Below are 18,458 nucleotides of genomic sequence, written 5' to 3'. Positions count from 1 at the left end.
TCACTCCTGAAAACTGCGGCGCCAGATGGGCCCGCGTCAGTGTGCAAACGTGATGTTCAAACCGGCGAACGCCGTGAACTGAGGCAGTCCTTCGCCCTTATGCGCCACGGTCCATTGCGGTTCAACAAAAACGTTGAAGATGTTCTTGCCCACGCGCCATGCCTTGCCGCCGCCCAGGCCGACAGGAATGGTGTAGTTGTTCTTTTGCAGGTCGAATGTCCACGTAGCCGTGGACCGCACATACCAGCCTTGCGGCAGGTTCCGGATGATGAAGGGCTGAAAGGTTGCGGTGTGCACCGTGTCGCGCGCGCTCTGCCCGGCGAACGAATGCTGCCATTGCACCAGACCGCCCAGCAGCCCTTCCTTGCTGGCATGGACCGCCACGGCCGCCAGGCCGCCCGACCACTTGCCTGCACCCAATTCCGGGCTGGTTGCCGTGGGCATGGTCAGCATGGGACCGATACCGATGTCCACCACGCCCTGCTGCAACAGGAAAATATCGAAAACGTTGAGGTCGCCCAGCCCGGTCTTGTAGCCGCCGTCCGCCTGCGGACGGGTGCTGACCGGAGCAGTCATGCGAAAAATTTGCGGCACGCCGATCCAATCGCCGGGTGCGATCGGAATCGTCGGCCGGATCAGAAAATCATTGGTATGCGCGTTGGTGCCGTAGAGCGTCGGCGTGTAGTAGTTCTGAAAATTCAGAGACGGAGCCAGATTCAGCGGATTATTACTCTTATTGGCGTCATCGGCAGATTGCGCGAACACGCTTGAAGACAAGCATGACGTTGCACCGATCCCGACCAGCGCTACCGCTCCTGCCCTACGAAATCCCTCACTTGCGGACCGAATACTGCGCATGCGTTGTTCCCCAGTAAGAGATAACAAACCACAAACACCAACGGATACCGAATGAAGCTATTTACAAAGCGTTAGGAAATTTCTGACAAAGCTGAAATCTGTCGCAATATTGGCATAGAGTTTTAATTTCACCAACAGCATCTACCCGCCCCCCCGAAACGCCATATTTCCCTGCTGTGACAAGGGTCTGCGCGCTATAGCGAGGTTACGTTGTTGCAAAAAAACAGCGGAATATTCTTTCGGAATACTCCGCTGCAATAATGCGTACGCGCTTTATTTTTATGCCACTGCGCCATGCTCCTGATCAATTCTGCGAGCCCGCACCTGCTCAACACGCAAGCCGTCGCGGCGGGTCACTTCAAAGCGCCAATCGCGCCATGCCACGGTATCGCCCGCATCAGGAATACGGCCCCCGGCGCGCAACAGGCAACCTGCCAAGGTGGCATCCGGGTATTCCTCATCCAGCGCCGGCACATCCAGCAAGCGGGCTGCTTCACCAACAGCCAGCCGCCCATCCAGCAGCCAGGAACCATCGGACAACTGCAACGCATCGGGCTGATCATCCTGGTGCTCAGGAAGGTCGCCTGCCACGGCGGTCAGCACATCCAGCGGCGTGACCAGGCCTTCGCAGACGCCGTGTTCGTCCACCACGATCAGCATGTGGTCACGCGTGGCGCGCAGTTCGTCCAGCACCTTCAGTACGGGCGTGGTCTCCATCACATAGCGCGCTTCGCGGGCCAGTTCGACCAGGTCTATCGCACCGGGGTTGGTCAAAAGCGGCAACAGATCCTTAAAGTGCAGCACCCCCAGCACATTGGCGGGGTCGCCCGCGCACAGCGGCAAGCGGGAATGGCCCGATGCAAATTTGCGCACGATGGCGTCGGGCGCGTCGCTCACGTCCAGCCAGATCATGTCGCCACGCGGAACCATAATTGATCGCACATCTCGCGCGCCGATGGACAGCACGCGTTCGATCATCGAGCTTTCCTCGGGCGCGAACGCTGGCTCGTCGCCCACACTATCTACCAGTGCGACCATTTCGTCCGCCTGCGGAGCAGTCTGGCCGGGCAGGCCGCCGCTGCGGCCGGCGCGCAGCAATCGCAATACGGTCTGCGCGGTGCGCTGGCGACGTCCCAACGCATGCGTGCCACGGGCCCGGTTGCGGCGCGCCAACTGGTTGCACAACTCGATCAAAATCGAAAAACCGATCGCGGCGTACAGATACCCCTTGGGCACGTGGAAGCCCAAACCTTCGGCGACCAGACTGAAACCAATCATCAGCAACAGGCCCAGACACAGGATCACCACTGTCGGATGGCGTCCCACGAACGTCATGAGCGGGCGGCTGGCCAACATCATGACGGCCATGGCCAGCACGACGGCGATCATCATGATGCTCAGTTCCTGCACCATGCCCACGGCTGTGATGACGGAATCCAGCGAAAACACCGCGTCCAGCACCACGATCTGCAAGATGACTTGCCAGAACACCGCATGCTGCGGCTTTTGGCCGCTGTCATGGGCGGAACTGCCTTCCACCCGCTCATGCAGTTCCATCGTGCCCTTGAACAGCAAGAACAAGCCGCCTGATATCAGGATCAGGTCGCGGCCGGATATCTCCGTGCCCAGCATCGAAAATAGCGGCTCGGTCAGCGTCACCACCCACGCAATACTGGCCAGCAGGCCCAGGCGCATCACCATCGCCAACGTCAGGCCGATCATCCGCGCGCGGTTGCGCTGCGCGGGCGGCAGTTTGTCGGCCAAAATCGCAATGAACACCAGGTTGTCGATACCCAGCACAATCTCAAGAATGACCAGCGTCGCCAGGCCGAGCCAGGCGGTAGGGTCGTTCATCCATTCGAAAATCATCGTTATTCCACGGAAAACAGGTGCGGACGCCTAGAGGCGTCAGGAAAAGTCTGGACTAGCGTGGGGATGCGGGCGGACGCCGGCTGTGCGGCTTGTGGCGGGGCGCGGCAGGCCAGCTGCGGAGTCGCAGCGTTGGCGCGGGCCGGATGGGCGCGCCGGCGCAAGCCGGTTGCCGTAGATATAGAAAGAAGGGTCATTGGGCACCGCAGCGGTTGCGGCGCCCTGCTAGGAGGAGGGTCTTCGGTCATAAGGGGCGGAATAGGCGCCGGGTGCCTGAGGCAACCGCGAAGCGCGCAAACCGCCATGCTCTCGTTCTTACAGGAACCTGAATATTACCTGAATCTTTAGCCGCTAGGGCTTGGGACCGGCCGGGCGCATGTCCGCGCCGCCGCCAGATCCCGAAGAGGCCCCTGAACCCGGCATGCCTGCATTATCTGGCGCGCCTGTTTTGCCGCCCGGCGTGCCCTGCCCCATGCTCGTGTCCGAGCCGCCATCCTTTTGCCTGGGACTGGAGCCGGCCTTGGATTCGTCGCCCGATTTGCCTGCGTCCATTTTTTCACCTGATGGCATTTTTTTCTGATCGGCGGGCGAGCCCGGGATGGGCTTGCCCATTGCATTGGCAGGCGCGGTTTTGTCATCAGGGGTGGGCGTGGGCTGGGCCGGTACCGATGCCTGCGCCACCAGCACCTCTTGGCGGGATTGCGCCCCGGCCGCATGCCAGGGCAACACTGCAAATAATGCGGACAGCAGTAGCAGTTTGTGGCTTTTCATAATTGTCTCCAATGGGAAAACAGTGACAAACTAAGCGCCGACGGATAACGAGCTGGTGCGGGATCTCATTCACCCAGGGGCAAGCCGCGTGCCTGCCCCAATGCTGGAGTGATGTATGGACGATCAACCCACGGACGATCAACCTGTCTCGGGACGGCGGGAGCTGCTAAAAGCCCTTGCTGTTGGGGTTCCAGGCGCAGCCTGGGCCTCCCTGGGGCACAGCGCGCCGGCCACGGCGCAGCCCAATCCCACAACAGCCACGAACGCCGCTGCCGGGGCGGCGAGCGCCACCCCTGCGAACCGGATACTCAGATTTTTCAATGCGCAGGAAGCCCTGGCGATGGACGCGATCGCGTCGCGCCTGATTCCCGCCGATGATCTGGGGCCGGGCGCCAAGGAGGCTGGCGTAACGGCCTTTCTGGATGGACAGCTTGCGGGCGCATGGGGCGCGGGCGAACAGTTCTACCGTCAGGGCCCGTTTGAAAAAGGCACGCCCGAACAGGGTTATCAGTTGTCGTTCACCCCCGCCGAAATGATTCGCCGCGGCCTGGCCGCGCTGGATGCCGCTGCCCGCAAGCAGGACGGCAAGCCATTCGCCGAATTGGATACGGCCAGGCAGGATGCCTGGTTACACGACATGCAGGCGGGCAAACCCGATTTCTCTCCGCTGCCGTCAGATGTGTTCTTCCAAGCCCTGCTGGACGCCACCATCGAGGGCTTTTTTTCCGACCCGCTTTACGGTGGCAACGCCGACATGGTGGGCTGGAAGCTGGTTGGCTTTCCCGGCGCCTTTGCCTCGTTCTCAAACGATATCGAGCGACACGGCGTGATCTGGGCCGGCCAGCCCGTGTCGATCGCCAACGCCAAAAGCCACACGATGAAACCGGGGGACGGACATGGCTAAGACATTACCCGCAGTGGATGTGGCGATTATTGGCGGAGGGTGGACGGGGTCCATCATCGGTAAGGAATTGGCTGCGGCCAAACAGCGCGTCGTCGTGCTGGAACGCGGTCAGGCGCGCTGGCCGTCTCCGGATTTTCAGGGGCCGAATGTCCACGACGAACTCAAGTACACACGCCGCCACGAACTGCATCAGAACGCCGCCACCGAAACCTTCACCTTTCGCAATAACACCGACCAGAAGGCGCTACCCATGCGCCGCTGGCAGTTCGCGTATCCCGGCACACATCTTGGAGGCGCGGGCAACCATTGGTCGGGCGCCTACTACCGGTTCGACCCCACGGATTTCCGCATCCGCAGTCACTACACGGAGCGCTACGGCGCAGGCATCTTCGACAAGGAATTGACCTGTCAGGACTGGCCGTTGACCTATGACGAACTGGAACCGTACTTCGACCGGTATGACTACCTGATCGGCGCATCGGGTCAGGCGGGCAATCTCAAGGGTCAAAAGCAAGAAGGCGGCAACCCTTTCGAGCCGTGGCGTTCCAGGCCCTATCCCAATCCCCCCATGAAGGTGCCCTACGCGCCCGCCCTGTTTGGCGAGGCCGCGAGATCGCTGGGTTACCACCCTTACGTGCAACCCTCGGCGCTCTGTACGCGGCCCTACGTCAACACCGAAGGGCTCCACATGAGCGCCTGTGTGTATTGCGGGTTCTGTTCCAACTTCGGTTGCGAACACTTTGCCAAAGCGTCACCGCAGGTCTGTATTTTGCCGGTGGCGATGAAGATGGAGAACTTTGAAATCCGCACCGGCGCGCATGTGCTTCGAGTGGAGCTGACGCCGGACAAGAAGCGCGCGCGCGGCGTGACTTACGTGGATGCGGCGGGTGAAGAGGTTTTCCAGCCTGCCGAAATCGTGGTCCTTTGCGCATTCGGCATCAACAACGTGCGGCTGATGCTGTTGTCTGGCATCGGCAAACCTTATGACCCTGTGACGGACACCGGCGTGGTCGGACGCAACTACACGCACCAGACCACCTCGGGCGTCAACCTGTTCTTTGACGAGTCGGTCAATATCAATCCCTTCATGGGCGCGGGCGCCGTCGCGGTGACCATGGACGATTTCAGCGCCGACAACTTTGACCATGGACCGCTGGGATTTGTGGGCGGCGGGTATCTGCAAATCCAGGTCGTCAGCGGCGCGCCCATCGGCTATCACCCCACGCCCAAAGGCACGCCGTCCTGGGGGGGCGAATGGAAAAAAGCGGTCAAGCGCTACTACAACCACTCCGCATCCATCACCATCACTGGGTCGGCGCAACCCTGGCGCGGCGGCTACCTTAGCCTGGACCCGACCTATAAAGACGCTTGGGGTTTGCCGCTGCTGCGTGTGACCTACGACTTTCCGGACAATGACATACGCATGTCCGCGTTCCTGACGGAAAAAGGCGACGCCATTGGCCGCGCGATGAAAGGCATATCGCGCACGGAACCCGGCCCCCGCAAGAAACCGTTTTCCGCCACCGCCTATCAGTCCACCCATCTGACAGGCGGCGCGGCCATGGGTGACAACCCTGCCACCAGCGCGGTGAACCGATACGGGCAATCGTGGGATGTGCCCAACGTGTTCGTGACCGGCGCGGCGCTGTTTCCGCAGAACTCGGGCTACAACCCGACCGGCACCGTGGGCGCCACCGCTTACTGGATCGTGGACAAAATCAAGGCGGACTACCTGCGTTCGCCGGGCCAGCTGGTGTCATCATGATTGAACATCGCAAAGGCATTGCCATCGCCGTCGCACTGATGATCGGGCCGCCGTTCGTCACGCTGGTCGCAACCTGGCATCAGATGGTGGGCACAGGCGGCGACGGTCTGATCCGGGCGTCTGCCGTCACGGCAACTGCAACACCTGCTGCTGCAACCCCGGCCACGACAACACCCGCTTCTGCTGCGCCAGCCACAGCCAGTCCATCTTCCAGCCCTGCTGCCGCTCCACCTGCGCCCGCTGCGGGGACTGCGCCTGCGCCCCAAGCAGCATCCGCCCCAGCCACGCCAGTCCCTGGACGCAGCGCTCTGGATTTCAGTGCGTCGCGGCCCGCCTGGGAGGGTTTTCTGCGCGGCGCAGATCCCGAAGCGGGCAAGCAACTTGCTGCCAATGGCAAACCTGGCGCGGGCGTTCAAGCCTGTATTGCCTGCCACGGTCCCGCAGGCATTACCCCCACTGGCGGTATCTTTCCCAATCTGGCTGGTCTGAGCAGTGACTATCTGGCCAAGCAGTTGGCGGACTTCCGCAGCGGCACGCGTATCCAACCGCTGATGAACACCATCGCGCGCGCCTTGACCGAACAAGAGATCGGCCAGGTAGCGGCGTATTACGGCACCCTGGCCGGGCCGCCCTTGCATGTGGGTGAGTTCGGCGGCGAAACCGCCCGCAAACTGGACATACAGGGCGATGGCCCGCGCGCCCTGCCCGCTTGCGCCAATTGCCACGGCTTGCGCGGCATGGGTGAAGGCCCCTTGCTACCCCGTCTGGCGGGGCAATCCAAGGAATACTTTACCGACCAGATGACCGCATTTCGCAATGGCTCCCGGCAGAACGATGACGTCGGCGTCATGCGTGCGTTCTCGCAACGGCTGACCGATAAGGAAATCGAAGCGCTGGCGCTGTATTACGCAGGACCGCCACCCACACCCAAGTAAGCAGAAGGCCCGTGTGATCGCACCTAGCGATCAACGGGCCAACAACGCAAACTGCTGGCCGCGCCGAATTTTACTGGTATTTACCCTAGATCTAGCGGTATACTCGCGGCACTTCAACCACCTAGAGATCACTGTGGACAACGACGGATGTAGTCGACTTACGACTGCTGGCGCCGCTTGACGCAGGGTCCGCAGAAACCTTTTTCTGCGCGAGTCCTGCGATCAGCCAGGACTTAGGGTATTAAAACCCTTTCCCCTTACTGCTTTACCGACGCGATACGCGGGCTTAGTTGCGCCCACGCTCGGCCGGTCAGGCGGCGCATGCCTGTGGACCTTCCACCGTACTCCCCCATCAAGGAGACGAACATGCGCATCAAAAAACTCTTCCCGTTCCTGGATCGGACGCTTGACGCCCGCACCCTGGGCGCGGACACGCCCAACAAGACGCCCGCCGCCAAGAAAGCCAGCGCAGCCCCTATTGCGGCCCAACGGCCTGCAACACCGGTGTATCAATTCACCATTGTCAGCGTCAGCGCCACGCTCAACGCCTTGCGCAAACAGCTGTACTACGAGCTGCAAGGGCTGAATCTGCCGGTGCTTGCTGTGCGGATATCACGGGCCGAGTCCGATCAGTTGACCTCAACGGTCGTCACGCTGCATTGCCCGCCCCACTTGCGCAATCTGCTCAATGCGGTAGCGCTGCGGCTGGGCCAAAGCCCGGACGTGCGCCGAGTGCACTGGGAAAGCGATGCCGGCGCATCCATTGCCGTCCTGCCCGCCTGAATCCGCTCCGCTGCAAGGAGATTGTCATGAAAGACCCGTACAAGACCTTGTTGCTTGCGCGTGTGATTGCGCTGGCGCTGATTTGGCTGATTGGCATCGGCCTGGTGCTGGCCTCGGTCTGGCGCCTGCCCTGACATCGGCGCCGCGCTCCGCTGCCCGGGCGCGGCGCCAGTCAAAAGCTGAACATTGAGTAGAAGATGAAAAACTTCGAGAACATCCAATTCCTGCCCTTGGCCAATACGCTGGTCAGCCTGTTGACGGCCTTTGTGCTGGGCTCCATCGTCGGCTTCGAGCGCCAGTTCCGGCAGCGCACCGCTGGCTTGCGCACCAACGTGCTCGTCTCTGTGGGCGCCGCCATCTTCGTAGATCTCGCCTTTAGAGTGGGCGGCCCTGACGGCGGCACCCGCGTGATCTCCTATGTCGTGTCAGGCGTGGGTTTCCTGGGCGCGGGCGCCATCATGCGCGAAGGCGGCAGCATCCGCGGGCTGAACACCGCAGCAACCCTCTGGGGCTCGGCCGCAATCGGCGCCTGTGCCGGTGCGTCGTTGATGCTGGAAGCCGTAGCGGCCACCGCGTTCGTCCTGGCTGCCAATACCTTGCTGCGTCCTGTCGTCAGCTACGTGAACCGCCAGCCGCTGGATTCCCAAACATCGGAAGTCACGAACGTGATTCACGTCATTGCAAATGTGGAATTCCGGCAAGAGGCGATGACCGTGTTGGAAGACGTGCTGGAAAGCGAACAACTGCCCTTGTCTGAATTGAAGATCGACCAGTTCGGCGAGAACGAGGTTGAGATCGAAGCCGCACTTAGCGAAGCGTCGGTCGACGAACTGGATCTGGACCGCGTCACCGCGCTCATCGCCGCTTCCCCCGCTGTGCGCACGGCATTCTGGGCGGCCCGCACCGTGTAGGACTCGCGACGGGCTAGGTGAAACGCTTTAGAATTAGCGCCGACCATGCGTAGCTCGCTTTCCTCCCTGAACCGCCACACCACCGGCCTTTGGCTGGTGCTGATGCTGTTCGTGCTGAAGGCAATGGTGCCTCAGGGCTTCATGCCCGCCACACAACAAAGCGGCGCGTTAATCCAGCTGTGCTCGGCCGCCGGCCCGATCTGGGTAGCTGGCCCGGCCCGGCACGACGACGCGCCAGACGAACGCCATGCGGCCCAAGCCGCCAGTTGCCCGGTGGGCATGGCGCTGGCCGCCGTGGCCTTGCCGCCTTCGCCCGTCTTGCTTTTGGCACCGGTGGCCGTCATGGCCCACCCGCTTGCGGCGCGGGCGCCTCCCAGCCCCGTCCAGACCTACGTACCCGGCGCGCCGCTCGGCGCTCGAGCCCCGCCTTTGCTGTCGGTATTCCGCTAAATTCCCTGCCGCCTGCGCGCGGCAATGCTGAAGCTTACCGAGAGCACTCATGTCTTATTCTTCCGCCAGGACGCACCGCGTCCTGAAGCGGCGCGTGGCCATCTGGACCGCGCTCGCCTTCACGCCTGCGCTCCATGCGCAATCCATACAAACCTCGCAACCCGCGCCTGTGGCGACCTTGCCAGCGATTTCGGTATCCGCTGACAACGCCGCGCCGACCTTGCTGGACCAAGCCGCTACCGGCACCTTGTTAGGTCTGACGCCCTTCGAAACGCCAGCAAGCATCGACATCATCACCAACGAACAACTGCGCGCACGCGGCGCCACCACCGTCACGGACGCGATCACGCAGGCCGCTGGCATCAGCGCCATGCGGCATCCGGGCAACGGCGGATCATCCTTATCGTCACGCGGGTTCACCGACTCCAATTCCGTCGCGCAGTTATATGACGGTGTGCGCCAATTCGGCGGCGTCGGCCAGACCTTCATCTATGACCCATGGGCCGTGGACCGCATCGAAGTGCTGCGCGGTCCTGCTTCGGTGCTGTATGGCGAAGGCGCCATCGGCGGCGTCGTCAACGTGATCCCGAAGAAGCCCACACGCGGCCCGATCGAAAACGAGCTTCAAACCACCGTCGGTACGCATGACACGCAGCGATTTGGCTTTGGCAGCGGTGGTGCATTGGACGAAAAATGGTCTTACCGGCTGGACCTCAGCGGCAACCACACGGACTCGGGCATCAGCCTGGGCGACTCGCGCGACGCCGCCATCACGGCCGCGCTGCGGCTGGACGTAACACCAGAACTGAACTTCACGCTGACGCAAGCCTATGCCTGGCAAGAACCTACCCGCTACTTTGGCACGCCATTGGTGGACGGCACCATGGATTTTGGCTTGCGCAAGCAGAACTACAACGTGGCCGACAGCAAGATCATTTACCGCGACAGCCGCACGGAACTGAAAGCGGAATGGTCGCCGAATGCCATGACCACGGTCAGAAGCCGCCTGTATTACATCGGCAGCAACCGGGACTACCGCGACGCAGAGAACTACACCTGGCTGCCAGGCGGATTGATCGAACGCAGCGGCTACACCGACATCCGCCATAACCAGGAGCAGACCGGCACGATTACGGACGCCACCTTTGACGGCCATCTGCTGGGGCTCGCAAACAAAGTCGCGGTGGGCTTCGAACTGAACCGGGCGTCGCTCAAGCACACCAATAATTCGCCGTATTCGGGCACCTCGCTGGTGGACCCGTACGACGTGGACCACGGCCGCTTTATCAATGTGGCAGGCACGACGCCGCGTTACCGCAACACTGCGAACCAGTACGCGCTGTTCGCTGAAGACCGTCTGATGCTGACGCCGCAGTGGTCGGTGCTGGGCGGCCTGCGCTACGACCACATTGACTTGAGCCGCCGCGATCTGGTGGCGGACCAGACCGCTTACCGCACCACCTTCAACAATGTGGGATGGCGCATCGGCACGGTCTATGACGTACTGCCCACTTTGTCGGTCTATGGGCAATATGCCGAAGCCGCCGACCCGATCGGCAGCCTGCTGCTCTTGTCGCCCGCCAATAAGAACTTTGACCTGTCCAAGGGCAAGCAGCTGGAAGTGGGCGTCAAGCAGACGTTCTGGGATAACAAGGGCCAATGGACGCTGGCTGCCTATCAGATCAAAAAGAACAATCTGGTGACCCGCGATCCCAACGATCCGTCGCTGCGCATTCAGGTGGGCGAGCAGTCGTCGCGCGGGTTGGAGGCCACGCTGGGCGTGGAGCTGACGCCAGCTTGGCGCTTGGATCTGAATGCCGTAGCGCTGCGCGCGCGCTATGACGACTTTAGCGAATCAGTGGGTGGCGTCAGCGTCTCGCGCAAAGGAAATGTGCCCACCGATGTGCCGGAACGCGTAGCCAATCTGTGGCTAAGCTGGAAGTTTGCGCCGCAATGGACCGCCAGCGCAGGCGTGCGCTACGTCGGCAAACGGTACGCGGATTCAGCCAACCAGCTGGAAATGGCCGGCTACACCACCACGAATCTGGCCTTGCAATGGGAGCCCCGGCGCGACCTGAGCCTGGCCTTGCGAGCGTTTAACGTGTTCGATCGCCAATACGCCGAAACCGCCTACTACAACCAGACGCAGTGGCTGCTGGGCGAAGGCCGCCGCGTGGAACTCAGCGCCAATTACCGGTTCTGACGGTCGGCAGGCGCGTCCTGATTGCTAGGGCACGCCGGCCAAGGCTGCCCCGCAAAAAACGTCAAGCCGCCTGGCGCAGCGCCACCGCGCTGGGATTCCAATTGCGGCCCGGCACGGCGGCCAGCAAGGCCTGCGTGTATGGATGGGCGGGCTGGGTGAACACTTGGGCGCACACGCCCTCTTCCACCACCCGTCCGTCTTTCATCACGGCAATGTGATCGCAGACCTGCGCGGCAACGCGCAAGTCGTGCGTGATGAAAACGATGGATAAGCCCAACTGATCGCGCAGCCGGGCCAGCAGCGCCAGCACCTGCGCCTGCACCGACACATCCAGCGCGGACACAGGTTCGTCGGCAATCAGCACTTGCGGCCGCATGGCCAGTGCGCGGGCCAGGCCCACGCGCTGGCGCTGACCGCCCGAGAATTCATGCGGATACCGCCGTATCGCGTCCGGCGACAATCCCACCAATTCAAACAATTCCTGCGCACGCGCCATGGCCTCACGCCTGGGCGTTCCATGCACCATTGGCCCTTGGGCCACGATTTCACCCACGCGCTGGCGCGGGTTCAAGGACCCATACGGATCTTGGAATACCATCTGTACACGGCGCGCATGCTCACGGCGCGCGCTTCCGCCCTTGAATATCAAGGGTTCACCTGCAAGCACAATCGTGCCTGCATCCGGCGGCAGCAAACCCAATAAGGTGCGCGCCAGCGTCGATTTTCCCGAACCGCTTTCGCCCACGATGCCTAGCGTGCCGCCTTCACGCAAGGTCAGCGACACCCCATCGACGGCATGCGTTACCCGCCCGGCGCGGCCCAACCAGCCGCGCTTGCGATAGGTCTTGGTCAGCCCTTGGGTGCTGAGAATGACGGGCGCGGGCGTCTCGCCAGATGGCCGCGCCGCCGCTGGCGCAAGCGGCGGCACCGCCGCGATCAGGGCGCGTGTATAGGGATGTCGCGGATGCTCCAGGACTTGATCGGCCGTACCGCTTTCCACCAATTCGCCCCGCTGCATGACCGCTACCCGGTCTGCAATTTCGGCCACCACGCCAAAGTCATGCGTAATGAACAGCACGGCCGTGCCCTTGCGGCGCTGCAAATCATGGATCAGGTGCAGGATCTGAGCTTGGGTCGTGACATCCAGCGCGGTCGTCGGTTCGTCCGCAATCAGCAATGCGGGCTCCAACGCCAGCGCCATCGCAATCATGGCGCGTTGACGCTGCCCCCCGGACAGCTCGTGCGGATAGGCGTCCAGCGCTTGCGCCGGACTGGGCAGGCGCACCGAATCCAGCAGCGCCAGCGTTCGCTGGCGGATCTCGTGGCGGCCCAAACGGGTGTGGGTACGGAAGACTTCCGCAATCTGGTCGCCTATCGTGCGCAGGGGGTTCAACGCCGTCATCGGCTCTTGAAAGATCATCCCGATGCCCTGCCCGCGCAGGCGTCGCAACGCGTCCGGTGTTGCCTGTAGCAGATCCTGCCCTTGCCACAGAATGCTTCCGGCGCTGGCCCGCACATCTTCGGGCAGCAAACCCAGGATGGCGCCAGCGGTCAAGGATTTGCCCGAACCGCTTTCACCCACGACACACAGGATTTCGCCTGCGTTGATGGTCAGGGATACGTCCTTAAGCGCGTACGGCCGGTCTGCTCCTTGCGGCAGGTCCACCGTTAGATTCTCGATGCGCAACAAGGCGCTTCCAGATAAGGGCGAGGATACGGCGGAATGGGTGCTCATCTGGCGGCTCTGCAATACGTAATGACACAAGCTGCCGATGATAGGTCTGGCGGCATGGCGATGAGAAATGCCAATTCCTCATTTGCTCATGCACCGCCCGCAAGCAAAGTCAGGGGCTGAGCAGATCAGACAATGCGTTGCCCAGTTCTTTCACAGCGCCCGCGACGCCCTCTGCCGCGCCCTCCGCGCCGACGCCAATCGCCCGCCCAAAACCTCGGGCTACCTGAGCGGCGAATCCGCGTGTGACCGAGAACTTGGGATTGTCCAGGCTGCCCCGCAAAGCGAATTCAAAACGCACTGTGCCGGAGCTGTCCTTCATGGCGGCAAGCACTGCTTTGCGCGGAAATGAAAACAGCGTGCCATCGCCGCTGAACTTCAGCCCGCGCAAGGCCACGGTGCCGGATGCCCGCAAGTCACGGTTGGCGATGGCTGTTGTCATATCCAGATCCATTGCGCCGCCAGCCAATGATCCCGCGCCGTTTTCAGCAAGATACGGCGCCGCGTGCTGAATATCCATGTTGCGCACGGCTACCTTCATATCGGCATCCGTACCGCCCAATTCCACCCACCCCTGCGCCCGGACGGTGGCCGCGCCATTGCGGTTGTCTTCGACCGCGCCGCTGAATTCCATATCACTGTGCGCGCCATCGCCCGGAACCGTCACCGGACTCAATCTGGCCTGTACGTCCTTGAACGGGATACGATGCGGCGGCTTGGACACCACCGCATCCAGATAATCCAGCCGGCCGTTGCGCAATACCAGCTCTCCGACCTGCACGGGGCGGTCGCGGCGAGACTTGGCGTCGCCGCCGTCTCCGGCGCGTAGCGCCGCCTGCAACGCGGGCGCGATCTGCATATCGCCGCCAGCGGTGCGCACCACGGCAAAATCAAAGCCTTCGATGGTGATGGTTTTGAACACGGCCTCGTGCCGCAAGAAGGATGACCATTCGGGTTCCAGCACCACGCGCTGCGCCCGGGCGCCTGCCTGGCCCTCCCCCCCCGGAACCACCACATCCGTCAACACCACCCGTTTAAAGCCCACACTGACATCGCCTACCTGGCTGCGCGGACCGAGCATGCTGGAAATGCGCTGTTCCGCGATGCGTGTGGCGGCAAGCGCCAGCACGGCAGCCAGAGCAACGAGCAGCAGCAAAATAGCCATGGCAGTGCCCAAGACCGATCGCTGGCGCGGAGCAACTGCATTCAAGCTCATGGATATTCCCGTGTATGGTTAAACGCGGCTGCGCCCTAATGCACCATAGGGTATGTTGCGCCGCATGCAATAAGTATCGTCCGAGATACGAGCTGATTGTTCAATGGACTGAAAGGATGAGTGTGGGGGCAGACGACCGCGAACGCAAACGGCCGTGGCCGCGCCACGGAGGGGACGCGAACACGACCGTCAAAGATCGCGCTGCCGGCGTGCGGACTTAGTGCGCGGTCAGGGCATTAACGCTGCGTTTTGTTTTGCTGCCCCGGATTCTGTCCTGGCTGCTTTTGGTCTTTGTCCATTTGCTGGCCAGGCTGACCGGATTGTTGTCCGGGCGGCTGATTGCGGTCTTTGGGGTTTTCCTGAGCTTGTTGCTTTTGCGGCTGCTTTTGCTGGTCGGGCTGATTCTGATTGGACATTACAAGTCTCCTAGTAAGCGGAAAGAACTCCGCTAACCCAGAGCTAGCAACTGGTGTGCCCAAACCTGGCAAAGGCGCATACGCCCAAGCCTCGAACACGGCCCTTTTTTAAAACCGGTAAATCCCGGTCAGACTGGTAAGAACTACACCCGGCGCCCTTCGATCCTACTGGGTGGAAATATGCGCGGGTTGCACAGAGTCGGGTTCCTTACCCACGCCACCAAAGGCGTCCAGCCAAGACGATGCATAGGTGGCAGGCGCCGCCAACGGTTCACCACCGTCGCGCTGCGTACGCAGGCGCAGCATCAATTCATCAAGCGGCATGGGGCGGCCCAGCGCAAACCCTTGGCCGTATCGGCATCCCGCGGCCCGCAAGGCGGGAATGTCTGCCACATTTTCCACGCCTTCCGCGACGACGCGCCAGCCCAGGCGCGTGGCAAGTTCAGCTGCGGTACGCAGCACTTCAAATGCAACAGCGCTGCGCCGCATGCGTGCCACAAAATACTGATCGATCTTCACTTCGGACAAAGGAATCGCCGACAGCAACTTTAGCGAGGCATGGCCGCTGCCGAAATCGTCCAGGCTGACTTCACACCCGGCATCTTCCAGTTTCAACAGCGACGCGCGCAATACCTCCAGCTCCTTGATGGGCTGGTCTTCGGTGAGTTCAACGCGCACCAGCGAGGCCGGCAATTCCGCCGCGTAGATACGATCCAGCAGGAAATCCACCGAACGTTGGTCAGAGAGTGTCGTGGCCGGGGCATTGATGGCGATGGGCACCGCGACCCCCATGCGCCGCATCGTCAATAGCGTGTCGATCACGCGTACACATACGCGCTCGAACAGCATTTTGTCCAATCCCATTCGATTGACCGCGGGGATGAACTCTGCTGGCATGACGACACCCAAGCGAGGATGTTGCCATCTTGCCAGCGCTTCGGCCGATACGATCCGGCCCGTCATCAGATCAACTTGGGGTTGCAACAGCACCCTCAGGCCGTCTTTTCCTGAAATCATGGCCGCGATTTCCTCATCGCTGACTACCGAGCTGGCAGATGCCTCGTGATGTGGCGTCATGTCTAGTCTCCTGGCGCGCCCCTGGATATGACCCGCGCTGTCCGGGCGCAGAAAGGGGCGAATTGGGACATGAGTGTTCACTACTGGCTGACCGCAATCACACCGGTTGCCAATCGGCGCGTCGCTGCACTAGTGCTTTTTTTATGCGATTTTGCGCAATTGTTCCAGGCAATTTTGCAGCATTTAGGCGGCGACGTTACACTTGTGTAACCATTGGTATTGGCATGCTGAATTTCATGAATCACACATCCCGTGGACGCTACTAAACCCGCGTGAAAATGGGCCTTGTCGACATGGTAGGGTTTGCATCTCTCGCCCACTGGGCATATCCGTTGTTTCAAATTTAGCGTGACAAATCTGCTATCTGGTTGGCGCGCTGCGCTGCGCAATGTCCTATGGCTGGACGCTCTACAAGCCGCAGCCATCAGCGCCGCGCCCGTCATCCTTGCCGTGCTGGCGCACGAACCGCGCCTGGGCTGGACGGCAATCGCCGCGTTCTGGGCATGTTTTGGCGACCCCGGCGGCCCGCTGCGTCAACGTGCAAGTTCCATGCTGGCCTTGGGGCTGATCGGCGCGCTGTTCTGCTTTCTGGCCAGCGCCAGCGCAGGACACTTATGGCTCTTGCTGCCGCTGACTTTTGTTTGCTGCACCTTTGGCGGATTGCTGCGCGTGCTCGGGCCTGCGGCCGCAATCGTCGGCACCTTGCTGTCCGCGGGGTTTGTCGTGGCCGCCGAGCTTCCCGCGCCCACCTTGGCAGACAGCCTCTCCTACACGTTGTTCTTCCTGGGCGGCGCCGTCTGGGCCGTTTTGATGACAGCTCTGGTGTGGCGTCGTCGTCCCTGGAAGGACGCCACCCATGCTGTCGCCCACTGCTACCGGGGCCTGGCCGACTTTGCCGACGCATTGGCACGCATGTATTCCGGGCTAACTCCGGCGGGCGGGCCGCAAGCCTGGACCGCAGTCACCAAGCCCCAACGCAGCGCGCAACGCGCGTTGATCGAAGCCGCCCGGACCCGCATCCGCGAAGTGCAGGACGCGCGCCCATCGCGCCGCGCCCGCGCGCATCAGCTGATGTACCTGCTGGATAGCGCCGAAGACAGTTTCATCGCCCTGGTGGCGGCTGCTGACCTGCTGGAGTCCAATGCCCCGCGCTGGTTGGGCCGTGGCGCCGGCGCTCATCTTTCACATGCTTTGCATCGTTACGCCAGCGTTTGCAATGCCATCGCCAGCACGTCGGATGTCAACGACGCCAAGCAGGCGGAATGCCTGCGCGAACGGTTGGCGCATTACAGTGCCGGCCTGCATGACCTGCGCGGCGGCGCCATGGCGTACGCGCCTGAGCTGGCCTCAATCGTGCCCGTGCTTGACCGCATGCTGCACACGGCCCAGGCCGTCATGCAGACGCTTTTCGACCAGTCCGACGCGCCAGCCGCACCCGCGCAAAGCAGCCGATCTGTAAGCCGCGCCCGCCAGGCTTGGCGCACGCTGCGCCAGAACCTGGGCGTGGAGTCCGACGCATTCCGCCACGCGTTGCGCGTGGGCATCGGCGCCACCATCGCGGTGGCGTTGTCCAAGACCTTTGCCGTCAATCACGGCTATTGGATGTCGCTGACGCTGGTCTTTATCCTGCAACCGTATTTCGCCACCACCTGGCAGCGTACGGTCGAACGCGTCATCGGCAGCGTGGCCGGGGCGATCGGCGCATCTTTGCTGGGCCTGCTGTTGAGCACGCCATTGTCGGTGGCGCTTGCCGTGCTGCCCATCGCGCTTGGCACCTTTGCCGCCCGCACCATCCACTACGCTCTCTTCACGTTTTTCCTGACCTCGCAGTTTGTGCTGGTCAGCCATATCCAGCAGCCGGACATCTACGAACCCATGTTGGCCGCTTTACGCGCTTTCAATAGCGTCTTGGGCGGCATTCTGGCGTTGCTGGTTGGATTTCTGGTGTGGCCAGAAAAAGAACCGCGGCAACTGGCCGGCGCGCTCACCCGCGCACTGGATCGCCATGCCGCGTACGCGCTGGCACTGGCCCGCGAGAAAAGCGGGGCGGCCCAAGATCAGGAGCAAGGCGCCGAGTCAGGCATCGTCGGCCTGCGCCGACTGGCCTGCCTGTCGGCCGACAACGCCGAAGCGTCCCTGCAACGCTTGCAGCAAAATCCGGTGCACCGCGAACGCAATGTAGATACTGCCGTGAACCTGCTTAATGCCATGCGGCGCATTACGGCCGCAGGCACAGTGCTTGAAATTCAGCCGGCCTTGCCGCCGGACTCGGCTGCGGCATCGGCGCTGCGCGACTTTGGCCTGACGTTGGCGCACGCCCTGCATCCGCAGGATGATGCCCCGCCGCCCCACCCTCGCCAACTGGCGGTGCCCGGGATCATCGCCACGGCCGAGCCTGCCCTGGCCGGCCCGCTGGACCGCATTGCCCAGCAAGCGCGTCAAGTGCGCCAACTGCGGGATCGCATCGAGAAACAACCGGCGGCATAAACACGGCGGATCGGGCGGTATTTGCGCTGACTGCGGGAAACTGGACGCGGTTTGACGCACATCAATGGGCTTCCTTGCAGA

At 62.2% G+C, this 18,458-nt stretch carries 15 protein-coding genes; 8 read left to right on the top strand and 7 right to left on the bottom strand.

The features are described from left to right. Positions 1 to 36: 36 nt before the first annotated feature. The 3 genes from RAS12_RS06595 to RAS12_RS06585 form a co-directional block, all read right to left on the bottom strand. Positions 37 to 777 (bottom strand): hypothetical protein, encoded by a 741-nt coding sequence (locus RAS12_RS06595; RefSeq protein ID WP_306946462.1) that lies wholly within the window; start codon positions 775 to 777, stop codon positions 37 to 39. 360 nt (positions 778 to 1,137) lie between these two features. After that, positions 1,138 to 2,727, bottom strand: a complete 1,590-nt coding sequence (locus RAS12_RS06590) for a TerC family protein (protein WP_306946460.1) — start codon at positions 2,725 to 2,727, stop codon at positions 1,138 to 1,140. Positions 2,728 to 3,078: 351 nt separating this feature from the next. After that, on the bottom strand, positions 3,079 to 3,498 hold the full coding sequence (locus tag RAS12_RS06585; protein WP_306946458.1) for a hypothetical protein: 420 nt from the start codon (positions 3,496 to 3,498) through the stop codon (positions 3,079 to 3,081). 115 nt (positions 3,499 to 3,613) lie between these two features. Here RAS12_RS06585 and RAS12_RS06580 point away from each other — a divergent pair, with 115 nt between their 5' ends. The 7 genes from RAS12_RS06580 (at position 3,614) to RAS12_RS06550 (ending at position 11,449) form a co-directional block, all read left to right on the top strand. Further along, positions 3,614 to 4,402 carry a gluconate 2-dehydrogenase subunit 3 family protein gene (locus tag RAS12_RS06580; protein ID WP_306946456.1) on the top strand — a complete coding sequence of 263 codons (789 nt, stop codon included), beginning with the start codon at positions 3,614 to 3,616 and terminating at the stop codon, positions 4,400 to 4,402. Continuing rightward, entirely contained in the window at positions 4,395 to 6,167 is a 1,773-nt protein-coding gene (locus tag RAS12_RS06575) for a GMC family oxidoreductase (RefSeq protein WP_306946454.1), read from the top strand. Before RAS12_RS06580 ends, RAS12_RS06575 begins: the two co-directional genes overlap by 8 nt. Next, positions 6,164 to 7,102, top strand: a complete 939-nt coding sequence (locus tag RAS12_RS06570) for a c-type cytochrome (RefSeq protein WP_306946452.1) — start codon at positions 6,164 to 6,166, stop codon at positions 7,100 to 7,102. The genes RAS12_RS06575 and RAS12_RS06570 overlap by 4 nt, the downstream gene beginning before the upstream one ends. Before the next feature lie 366 nt (positions 7,103 to 7,468). Further along, entirely contained in the window at positions 7,469 to 7,885 is a 417-nt protein-coding gene (locus RAS12_RS06565; protein ID WP_306946450.1) for a hypothetical protein, read from the top strand. Positions 7,886 to 8,082: 197 nt separating this feature from the next. Further along, complete coding sequence (locus RAS12_RS06560) at positions 8,083 to 8,796, top strand: MgtC/SapB family protein (RefSeq protein WP_306946448.1); 714 nt, start codon at positions 8,083 to 8,085, stop codon at positions 8,794 to 8,796. A 45-nt stretch (positions 8,797 to 8,841) separates the two neighbouring features. Further along, complete coding sequence (locus tag RAS12_RS06555) at positions 8,842 to 9,246, top strand: DUF2946 family protein (protein WP_306946446.1); 405 nt, start codon at positions 8,842 to 8,844, stop codon at positions 9,244 to 9,246. A 49-nt stretch (positions 9,247 to 9,295) separates the two neighbouring features. Then, on the top strand, positions 9,296 to 11,449 hold the full coding sequence (locus tag RAS12_RS06550) for a TonB-dependent receptor (RefSeq protein ID WP_306946444.1): 2,154 nt from the start codon (positions 9,296 to 9,298) through the stop codon (positions 11,447 to 11,449). A 61-nt stretch (positions 11,450 to 11,510) separates the two neighbouring features. Here the strand turns inward: RAS12_RS06550 and RAS12_RS06545 are convergent, their stop codons facing one another. From RAS12_RS06545 to RAS12_RS06530, 4 genes are all read right to left on the bottom strand, one after another. Then, a complete protein-coding gene (locus RAS12_RS06545) occupies positions 11,511 to 13,184 on the bottom strand; it encodes an ABC transporter ATP-binding protein (protein ID WP_306946442.1) in 1,674 nt (557 codons plus the stop codon). 109 nt (positions 13,185 to 13,293) lie between these two features. Beyond that, entirely contained in the window at positions 13,294 to 14,397 is a 1,104-nt protein-coding gene (locus tag RAS12_RS06540) for a DUF748 domain-containing protein (RefSeq protein WP_306946440.1), read from the bottom strand. Between the two features lie 236 nt (positions 14,398 to 14,633). Next, positions 14,634 to 14,813: a hypothetical protein gene (locus tag RAS12_RS06535; RefSeq protein ID WP_306946438.1), complete on the bottom strand. Its 180-nt coding sequence runs from the start codon at positions 14,811 to 14,813 to the stop codon at positions 14,634 to 14,636. 165 nt (positions 14,814 to 14,978) lie between these two features. Then, positions 14,979 to 15,890, bottom strand: a complete 912-nt coding sequence (locus RAS12_RS06530) for an EAL domain-containing protein (RefSeq protein WP_306946437.1) — start codon at positions 15,888 to 15,890, stop codon at positions 14,979 to 14,981. Positions 15,891 to 16,238: 348 nt separating this feature from the next. Here RAS12_RS06530 and RAS12_RS06525 point away from each other — a divergent pair, with 348 nt between their 5' ends. Then, positions 16,239 to 18,377, top strand: coding sequence for an FUSC family protein (locus tag RAS12_RS06525; RefSeq protein WP_306946434.1), 2,139 nt, complete (start codon positions 16,239 to 16,241; stop codon positions 18,375 to 18,377). Positions 18,378 to 18,458 lie beyond the last annotated feature (81 nt).

This window comes from Achromobacter seleniivolatilans, assembly GCF_030864005.1.
Lineage (GTDB): Bacteria > Pseudomonadota > Gammaproteobacteria > Burkholderiales > Burkholderiaceae_B > Achromobacter > Achromobacter seleniivolatilans.
Note: the sequence above shows the minus strand (reverse complement) of the source record. Positions and strands in the feature narration are given on the sequence as shown.